Below are 514 nucleotides of genomic sequence, written 5' to 3'. Positions count from 1 at the left end.
ATCAACCCCACCCCTCCGAAAAGGAGCAGAGCATCAAGCCCTCACCAGAGATGCTCGCGTCCACTGTGCAGTTCTCAAAAAACAACCGGGCCCACCAGCACCCCACCCCCGGTCAGAGGATGGGGCGGCTGGTCCCGCAGTCCAGAGGTCACCGGGCGAAGCCCGTTTCCTCAGGACCCAACAGCGTGCCCAGCCCCCCACCCGCCCGAGGCCGCCGTTCCCACTCCTGGAGGTCGCCCTCCAGACGGTACTTGCCGGCTCACACGTGTGGTGAGCTGAATAGCCAGTGCTCCACATCTATGAGCAGCCACCTGACGGACATTCGCCGTCAACGGCGGCCACCGACCACGACCCCACGTCCCTCCCCGTGCAGGGAGAGCGAAGCGGCCTTGGCCAGCTGGTGCTCCTTAGAAAGGAGGTGATCCAGCCGCACCTTCCGGTACGGCTACCTTGTTACGACTTCGTCCCAATCGCCGGCCCCACCTTCGACCGCTCCCCCCACACAAGGTGGTTG

1 rRNA gene is annotated in these 514 nt (G+C 65.0%); it reads right to left on the bottom strand.

The window, feature by feature from the left end:
* Positions 1-411: 411 nt before the first annotated feature.
* Positions 412-514, bottom strand: a 16S ribosomal RNA gene (locus ACH34S_RS41970); the annotation flags it as partial.

Origin of the sequence: Actinomadura sp. 3N508 (assembly GCF_044326375.1) — a bacterium.
Taxonomy (GTDB): Bacteria; Actinomycetota; Actinomycetes; order Streptosporangiales; family Streptosporangiaceae; genus Spirillospora.
The sequence above is the reverse complement of the archived record's forward strand: the minus strand, read 5'-3'. Positions and strand labels throughout refer to the sequence as shown.